Origin of the sequence: Halomonas sp. YLB-10 (genome assembly GCF_003856855.1) — a bacterium.
Classification (GTDB): Bacteria; Pseudomonadota; Gammaproteobacteria; order Pseudomonadales; family Halomonadaceae; genus Halomonas; species Halomonas litopenaei.
Genome location: NZ_RRCU01000016.1, coordinates 1 through 8,409 on the forward strand (window position 1 = coordinate 1; position 8,409 = coordinate 8,409).

Sequence of the window (8,409 nt, forward strand, 5' to 3'; positions counted from 1 at the left end):
ACCTGAAAGACGTGCTGGCTCGGCTGCCGACCCAGAAGGCCAGCCAGATCCACGAACTCTTGCCGCAGCACTGGAAGCCGGCAGACTGATCACTGAAAGAGGGTGATGCCCGGGCGCTTACCGTCGAGCGCCTGATGCGTCGGATGGGGCTGCGAGGCGTGGTGAGAGGCAAACCGGTCCGTACGACCGTGCCAGATCCCAACAAGGCCTCTGGCGGATCTGGTGCGCCGGCAGTTTCAGCCGGCTCAGCCGAATGCGCTGTGGGTGTCGGACTTTACCTATGTCGCCACCTGGCAGGGGGTCGTCTATGTCGCCTTCGTCATCGATGCCTTTGCCCGCCGGATCATCTGCTGGCGAGTGTCCCGCTCACCCCGCACCGACATGGTGCTCGATGCGCTGGAGCAGGCACTTCATGAGCGGCCTCAGCGACCTGGCAGCGACTTGATCCACCATAGCGATAGGGCCGTTCAACTTAGGTTCAAGGGGTCGTCGCAACACTGGCTTATGATGCCAAGGATAATAGTTCTTTGAGAGCTTCAGCAGGTGTTTTCCAGTCCAGTGTTTTTCGGGGTCTGCTGTTGAGGGTATTCGCAACAGCGTCAAGCTCATGCTCGGAATACCTGCTGATGTCGGTCCCCTTAGGGAAGTATTGGCGCAGCAGACCATTAGTGTTCTCGTTGGTCCCACGCTGCCAGGGACTGTGGGGGTCACAGAAGTAGATCGCCAGGCCAGTATCAATCCGTAGCTGCGCATGTTGAGCCAGTTCCGCGCCTTGGTCCCAGGTCAGCGATCTGCGCAGTTGTTCGGGCAGCATCGCGATCTTGGTGGCAATGGCATCGGGAACAGCCTCGGCCCCGTGACCGGCCAATGCTGGCCCGTTCTTGGTTCTGGCACCGGATCCATGATCAGGCATGGGCGGCAAGTGCAGCAGCAACGTGAACCGGGTCGAGCGTTCAACGAGGGTGCCGATCGCCGAGCTGTTCAGTCCGATGATCAGGTCGCCCTCCCAGTGGCCGGGGACGGCACGGTCGGCAACCTCCGCCGGGCGCTGGCTGATCATGACCTCGGGTGAGATAAAGTGTTTGCCTCGTTGCCGACTCCTCGCACGAGGCACTCGCAACGCCCGGCCAGTTCGCAGGCACGCGGACAGCTCACGACGCAGTGCGCCTCTGCCTTGAATGTAGAGGGCTTGATAGATCGCCTCGTGAGAGATCCTCATCGTCTCATCATCCGGAAAGTCGACGTGCAATCGCCGGCTGATCTGCTCGGGGCTCCAACTGGTTCCCCATCGTCGATCGGCTCGGCGACCATGTCGCCGCCCCCTCCAGGGGACATTGGGGCCGGGAATGTGCCTACCCTCAGCATCGGTCACCACTCCGGCGAGGCGTGATTGCATGTACGCCTGAAGCCGGTCGCTCTTGACGAGCTTGGCAACCTTGGGCCGTTTGGCGGCCCGCTCCGCTTTCCACTGCGCGACCGTGGCCCGATAGTCCAGCATCCACCCCCGGTGGCAGCATTACGGCGCAACTCGCGCGAGACAGTCGAGGGCGACCGCCCCAGACAGCGAGCGATCTCGCGAACCCCATGCCCCTGGGCCCGCAACAGCGCCAGTTCCTCGCGCTCTGCGAACGACAAATAACGCCCTGAGTGCGGCGCCAAGTTGGCCGGTGCCATTCCTCCCGCTTCGAGGAACCACCGCGGTCCCACCGGCTGCGATACACCACACGCCAACGCTGCGTCCTCACTCGATAGTTCCTCTGCAATGCGCTTCCAGAACGCGCGCTTCGCATCCCGCTGGTTGACGCCCGGTCGGCCAGGCGAACGCATCGGTGCTCGCCCCGTCTGTTCAGCGCCCCAGCCGCGTGATCGTCCCATCCAACACCTCCAAAATCGAGATGTTGCGACGACCGGTTGAATCCGCCCAATATGTCTCGATTCGATACACAGAGCGCTTGGAGGACGCCGTTATCGCACCGTCTGTTGGGAGTGTCGGCGACTCATATGACAACGCGCTGGCCGAGACAGTAATCGGTTTATTCAAGACGGAGGTGATCCGCCGAAGCGGGCCATGGCGGCACTTGGAGGCCGTTGAGTTCGCCACCCTGGAGTGGGTCGACTGGTTCAACCATCGACGGCTCCTGGAGCCGATCGGCAACATGCCGCCGGCCGAGCGAGAAGCGCTGTATTATGAGCAACAGGGTCAGGCCAAGAAGGTGGCCTGACTCAAACCAACGGGTCTTCGAGAAAACCGGTACGGTTCACCGTTGTATGCGCGCAGTTTTTCCGACAGGACCTAAATACGCATGTGAATAAGGCGGATACTTAAGCTTTTAAGCCTAAAAGATAGCCAATAGGGTATTTTTAGGTATCAATTTATCTATTTGATCATATCTTAAAGCTCGTCCATTACTAGGTGAATCAGGTAAGCGAGGAGAATGGTATGCAGCGTGTCTGTGAATCCGAACGCATGCTGATCGATGGAGAACTGGTCGAGAGTGTCAGCGGCCAATGGCTTATGTCCGTCGATCCGGCGACTGAGGAGCCCATCGGTCGGGTGCCCGCGGCGACGTCGGAAGACGTCGATCTCGCTGTCCGGGCCGCCGAGCGCGCCTGGCCAGCATGGGCAGGCTTGACGCCGATGGCACGTGCCGACGCCATGCATCGGTTTGCTGATGCCATCGCCGAGCGAGCCGACGAGATCCTACGTATCGAAGTCAGTGACACCGGCAATACAATCCGCCCCATGCGGCAAATCGATGTTCCAACCGCTGTGGAAAGTTTGCGCTATTATGCCGGCCTGGCACCGGATTTGCGCGGCGACAGCATTCCGGCAACCTCTGGGAATCTCCACTTCACAGTCCACGAACCGTATGGGGTGGTCGTCCGGATCGCTCCGTTCAATCATCCGGTGATGTTTGCAGTAGCCCGCACTGCCGCGGCGCTCGCTGCCGGCAATGCAGTGATCGTCAAGCCGCCCGAGACATCTCCGCTGTCCGCCACTGTTCTGGCCGAGATCGCCCGCGATACCCTACCGCCCGGTGTCTTCAACATCGTGACTGGCGAGGGGCCTGAAGTGGGCAACGCACTCGTTCGTCACCCGACCGTCAAGCGTATCGCCTTCATCGGCTCCCCCGAGACGGGGCGTGCCATACAGCGATCAGCGGCCGAATCCGGGGTCAAGCACGTGAGCCTGGAACTGGGCGGTAAGAACCCCATGATCGTATTCCCCGACTGTGATCCCGAGCGGATCGCCGATGCCGCCGTCTTCGGTATGAATTTCTCCTGGCAGGGGCAATCCTGCGGCTCGTTGAGCCGGTTGCTGTTGCACGAGGACATTCATGACCGTGTGCTCGATGCGGTCGTCGAACGCGTCGCCGCGTTGCGTCTGGGTGACCCATTGAGTGAGTCGACGGATGTCGGGCCAGTCAATTCGGCGGGGCATCGACAGCGCATCCTGTCGCATTGTGCCAACGCCGACAACGATGGCGCCCGACGGCTGACGGGGGGCGGGCTGCCCGACGAGGAGTTGTTCCGAAAGGGGTACTGGGTGGCGCCTACGGTCTACGCAGGAGTCACGCCTGACATGCGGCTCTGGCAGCAGGAAGTGTTTGGTCCAGTAATGGCGATAGCGAGCTGGCGCGACTTCGACGAGGCCGTCGCCATGGCCAATGCCACCGAGTACGGCCTGACCGCCGCCGTCTGGACGCACGACATCGATGCGGCTCTCAAGATGGCGCAGCGCGTTCGCTCGGGACACATCTGGATCAATGGATCGAGCATGCACTTCCTGGGCGTGCCGTTCGGTGGCATGAAGTCCAGCGGGGTGGGCCGCGAGGAAGGTCGCGAAGAACTGTTCAGCTACACCGAAACCAAGACAATCAACATTATGCTTTCATGAAGAAGTCAGAGGAAATCATGCATCACGCAATTAGCGACAACGCTACCTGCTGGGGGTCGGATGCTATCGCCGAAACCCTCCAAGCACTTGATCTTAACTACATTGCCATCAATCCCGGTGCCAGTTACCGTGGACTGCACGATAGCCTGGTCAACATGACACACGACGATCCACGGCTTTTGCTGTGCGTGCACGAGGAATCGGCTGTCGCCATTGCGCACGGCTACGCCAAGATCACCGGTCGGGCCATGGGGGTCGCGCTGCATGCCAATGTTGGCCTCATGCACGGCACGATGGCTATCTATAACGCTTGGTGCGATCGCGTGCCGATGGTGGTGCTGGGGGCTACCGGGCCGGTTGACGCCAGTCGCAGGCGTTCCTGGATCGACTGGATTCATACTTCCCAGGATCAGGGCGCCTTGATTCGTGATTTCGTGAAATGGGACGACCAGCCCGGCGGCCTGTCAGCGACCCTGCACTCACTGATCGAGGCCACGGCCAGGGCGAACACCGCGCCGTGCGGCCCCACTTACGTGAATATCGATACCTCGATCCAGGAAGCGCCGCTGGAGACAGCCACACCCGACCTCGACATTGCCCGTCGCGGTGCGCCGATGTCGGGGGCGCCGGCGCCGTCCCTTATGAGTGAAGCGCTCCAGTTGCTGACCGAGGCCCGCCGCGTCGTCTTCTTGATGGGGCGTCTGTCACGCAGCGACGTGGACTGGCAGCGACGCATCGCCCTGGTCGAGCGACTGGGCGCTGTCGTGGTCACCGATTTCAAGACCGGCGCCACCTTCCCCAGTTCTCATCGCGCCAATGTCGGGCGGGCAGGTTACTTCCCCGATACCGAGGCAAAAGCTGCGATCGCCGATGCCGACGTGATCGTGAACCTCGATTGGATCGATTTCGGTGGCACGCTACGTGCCGTGTTCGGCGATGGGCCAGTGCCGGCGAAGATCATCTCTGCCACGCTAGATCAGCACAGTAGCCGAGGGTGGGTGAAGGACGGTGGTGCCCCCGCCCCGGCCGATATTAGCTTTCTCAACGCACCGGATCAGGTCGTCGCGGCCGTGCACGAGGCCCTCGGCAACCCGCCATCGGATCCCCTGCCCGCGTGTCCGGAACCCGCTCGGGTGACGGAAGAGCCGATGACACCGCAGGACATCGCGGCATTGCTGCGCGATGGGATCGGCAATCGACCCAGTTGCTTGATCCGTGCGCCGCTCAGCTGGACCGGCGAGGACTGGCCGGTCGATCACCCACTGGGCACGCTGGGCTATGACGGTGGTGGCGGGGTTGGCTCGGGGCCGGGTATGGCCGTAGGTGCCGCACTTGCATTACGCGATGCCGAGTCCCCGTTGCTCCCCTTGGCGGTACTAGGCGATGGCGACTTTCTGATGAGTGCCTCGGCCTTGTGGACGGCAGTCAACCAGAAAGTGCCTCTGCTGGTCGTGATCATCAACAATCGCTCCTTCTATAACGACGAGGTACATCAAGAGGCGATCGCTAAGGCCAGAGGGCGCCCGGTGGAGAACAAGCGGGTCGGAATCGTCATGGATGAGCCCGATATTGACATCAGTGCCATTGCTCAAGGATTCGGTGTAACCAGTTACGGTTTGTTGCGTTCGCCCGAGACGGTTCGGTCGGCGTTGACCGATGCTATCGGCGTGGTCAGAGATGGCGGCGTGGCGCTACTGGAAATCGAAGCGGCCAAGGGATATGCACCCTCCATGGTCCAATCAATGCGCTAGCTGTTCTGCTCGCGAAGCGAGCGGGTAATCTCCTCGATCATCGTGCTCTGAAACCGGTTAAGGTTCTTGTTCTTGCGACGTATTAGATAAAGCGGAACCCGTAGGTCCATGCCTGGTGTATCGATACGCCGCAGGCTGCCTGATACCAGTTCGTCATGAATCGAGGAGTGGAAGAGGAAGGCAACGCCTACGCCAGTGCGGACCGCTCGCTTGATAGCCTCGGGATGGCCGAATTCCATCAGAATACGACGACGGGACACTCCATACTCCATCAGCAAGTATTCTTCGATATCACGTCGAGGTGTCCCCAATTGAGCTGTGATGTATGCGAGATCGTTCAACGAGGTGCTTGCCGCCTGGACCGCAAAGTGGTCTGCGGCGGCCAAGATTAAGCGTTCGTCGCGGACGTGCTCAATCTCAAGGTCATTGATCTCATGTCGAGGATCGAGAATCGTAAAAGCGAAATCGCACTCTCCTTGGCGAACGGCGTCGGTGACTGATAACGAGGTCATGACTCGTACAGAAATTTCGCCACGAGGATATCTCTGGTGGATCGATGCGATGATGCCGGGCAGGACATAAGAACCTAGGGTCATTGATGCGCCGACGCTGACCTTGCCGGACACGCCTCGTTGCGTATCGGCGATCTCTCGTTCCAGTTCGCGAGTACGCACCACGACGTCAAGGGCCCACCCATAAACGCGCTGCCCCTCCTCGGTCAACTCGATGCGACGACCGCTACGCGCGGTCAAAGTCACGCCAAGCTTGTCGGAGAGGGACTTGAGGTGGGTCGATACCACAGGTTGGGCGATATTGAGATGCACGGCTGCCAGGGAGACGCTCTTGAGCTCAGCCACGGCACAGAAAACCTCGAGCTTGTGAATGGAGAGCTGTGAAATAACAGATCGCATGGCGTAATCTATACCTTTTAGAGTATGAGGATGCCCGTAAATATATATTAGTTTTCACATAGGAGCACAATTAGCCTTAAGGAGGGAGGCTCGGAATATACAGGCAAAGTGGCTGGATTGTCCTGCTGAGGCTTTTCTTACAATGAACTCAGCATCATCAGATTTGATATTTCAAAAATCCAAAGTTAGCAATAAAGGAGTGGTCTAGGAAAAGAAGATTTAACTGATGCTTGGGCAGTCATAGTCCATGGATGGGGCGATCGGTATGCCGCTGCCGAGAAATTGGACGTCATTCGAGTGCCGAGTCTGAAGTTTGAAAGGCGTTGCTGTGGTGTGCTGCCTCATGAGCGTCTATCAAAAAACAGCCATATGACAGGCCAGCACGACAAGACATGTCTGTGGCTAATGACATTAAACAACAAGATAGGCGAGGAGTTTCGTCATGAAGTTTTCTAAAATGAGCTTTCTTGTATGCTGTGTAGGTCTACTGATTTCTAACGTCGCAGTGGCGCAGACACTAGGTATCGGGGCCGGTCGACAAGGATCGCAGAATTATGCCGTCAATGCTGGACTAGCGAAGTTTCTAAGCGAGGTAACTGAATTGGACGTGCGTGTCCAGGCCTACGGTGGATCAGGACAATCGATGCCGTTGATCGATACCGGACGGTTAGATATCCAGTTGATCCCTAGTCCTGACGTTATGGCTGCATTTCAGGGAGTCTCGCCCTTCGACGGTCGCGCTCTGAAGAACTTGCGTGTAATAACCTCACTAAATTCCTCGGCTTATGGCTTCATGGTCCGGAAGGACTCGGAGTATGAATCCGTATCTGACCTTAAGGGGCATAGCCTCACCTATGGTTATACAGCGCAGCCAACCCTCCGGCTGCAAGTCGATGGGATTCTTGCTGCTGGTGGACTTTCCATCGATGACCTTCAAGCACATATGGTGCCTTCAGTCCCTAACGGGGTCGATGATTTCATTTCAGGCAATGTCGACGCGGCATTCTTTTCTTTGGGAGGCGGTAAATCTCGCGAAGCCGATGCTACCGTAGGTATCCGCTGGCTAGCACTCGATGATACGCCTGAAGCCGAGGCGGCAATGCAAGAATTCGTACCGACATCCTACATCAAAATGGTCGAGCCGGCGGAAGACAATGTCGGAGTTGATAAACCGACACCCATGATGAGCTATGACTATGCTCTAGTCGCAGGAAAAAGTGTGCCTGAAGATGTTGTTCAAACCATTGTCGAGGCCATGCATAAAAATCCGGACAAGGTGCGCAATATCTACAAAACGTTTTCACAGTTTTCCCCTGAGGAAATGGTGCCTTCTTTTTCGGGGCTGACCCTACAACAAGGGGCCGAAACCTACTACATCGAGTCCGGACTCATGGAGTAACCCATGCAGGAAAACAACGGGGAAGAGAAACGTTACTGGGGGCAGGCAGCCGTCGTGTTAATGAGATGGTGTCTCGGTGTGTTGATCGTGGTATTGCCGGTGGGTTACGCCGGCAATGTATACCAAGCTCTGGGAGTTTCCCTTTATGATGTGCAAATCCTGGCAATGGTGCTTACCTGTGCATTAGCGTCGGGGTTCGTTCTAATGGCAGAGCAGGCCAGAAATCGCTTAATCGTCTTTTTGATGGTCGTCTGTGCCATCGTCACCTTGGGGGTTGGTGGGTATATTGCTCTCTACTACCCTGCCGTCTCGATGGAAGCTCCCTTTATCCCGGCTTATTCATGAGGTAGGTCTGAAAACGAAAATAGCGAATGGTATTCTCTAGAGAAATCAGTGTGTTCCGCCAAGAACCTGATTCCAGAGGACCATCCGCTATGGGTGAAAGCGTAT

Annotated in this window: 5 protein-coding genes and 3 pseudogenes; 6 read left to right on the forward strand and 2 right to left on the reverse strand. The window is 58.0% G+C overall.

What is annotated here, in order from left to right:
- Positions 1 to 119: 119 nt before the first annotated feature.
- Positions 120 to 471: pseudogene (locus tag EBB56_RS21665) on the forward strand (DDE-type integrase/transposase/recombinase); the annotation flags it as partial.
- A gap of 31 nt (positions 472 to 502) precedes the next feature.
- Here the strand turns inward: EBB56_RS21665 and EBB56_RS21670 are convergent.
- Positions 503 to 1,875 (reverse strand): annotated as a pseudogene (locus EBB56_RS21670) (IS30 family transposase).
- Positions 1,876 to 1,919: 44 nt separating this feature from the next.
- Here EBB56_RS21670 and EBB56_RS21675 point away from each other — a divergent pair.
- From EBB56_RS21675 to EBB56_RS21685, 3 genes and pseudogenes are all read left to right on the forward strand, one after another.
- A pseudogene (locus EBB56_RS21675) lies at positions 1,920 to 2,222 on the forward strand (integrase core domain-containing protein); the annotation flags it as partial.
- Positions 2,223 to 2,440: 218 nt separating this feature from the next.
- Positions 2,441 to 3,898, forward strand: coding sequence for an aldehyde dehydrogenase family protein (locus tag EBB56_RS21680; RefSeq protein WP_124805323.1), 1,458 nt, complete (start codon positions 2,441 to 2,443; stop codon positions 3,896 to 3,898).
- Positions 3,899 to 3,915: 17 nt separating this feature from the next.
- Entirely contained in the window at positions 3,916 to 5,649 is a 1,734-nt protein-coding gene (locus EBB56_RS21685) for a thiamine pyrophosphate-binding protein (RefSeq protein ID WP_185696496.1), read from the forward strand.
- On the opposite strand, the gene EBB56_RS21690 is transcribed toward EBB56_RS21685, so the two are convergent.
- Positions 5,646 to 6,560 carry a LysR family transcriptional regulator gene (locus tag EBB56_RS21690; protein WP_124805325.1) on the reverse strand — a complete coding sequence of 305 codons (915 nt, stop codon included), beginning with the start codon at positions 6,558 to 6,560 and terminating at the stop codon, positions 5,646 to 5,648. The genes EBB56_RS21685 and EBB56_RS21690 overlap by 4 nt on opposite strands.
- A gap of 442 nt (positions 6,561 to 7,002) precedes the next feature.
- Here EBB56_RS21690 and EBB56_RS21695 point away from each other — a divergent pair, with 442 nt between their 5' ends.
- Positions 7,003 to 7,959, forward strand: a complete 957-nt coding sequence (locus tag EBB56_RS21695; RefSeq protein ID WP_124805326.1) for a TAXI family TRAP transporter solute-binding subunit — start codon at positions 7,003 to 7,005, stop codon at positions 7,957 to 7,959.
- 3 nt (positions 7,960 to 7,962) lie between these two features.
- Positions 7,963 to 8,304 (forward strand): hypothetical protein, encoded by a 342-nt coding sequence (locus tag EBB56_RS21700; RefSeq protein ID WP_124805327.1) that lies wholly within the window; start codon positions 7,963 to 7,965, stop codon positions 8,302 to 8,304.
- Positions 8,305 to 8,409: the final 105 nt, after the last annotated feature.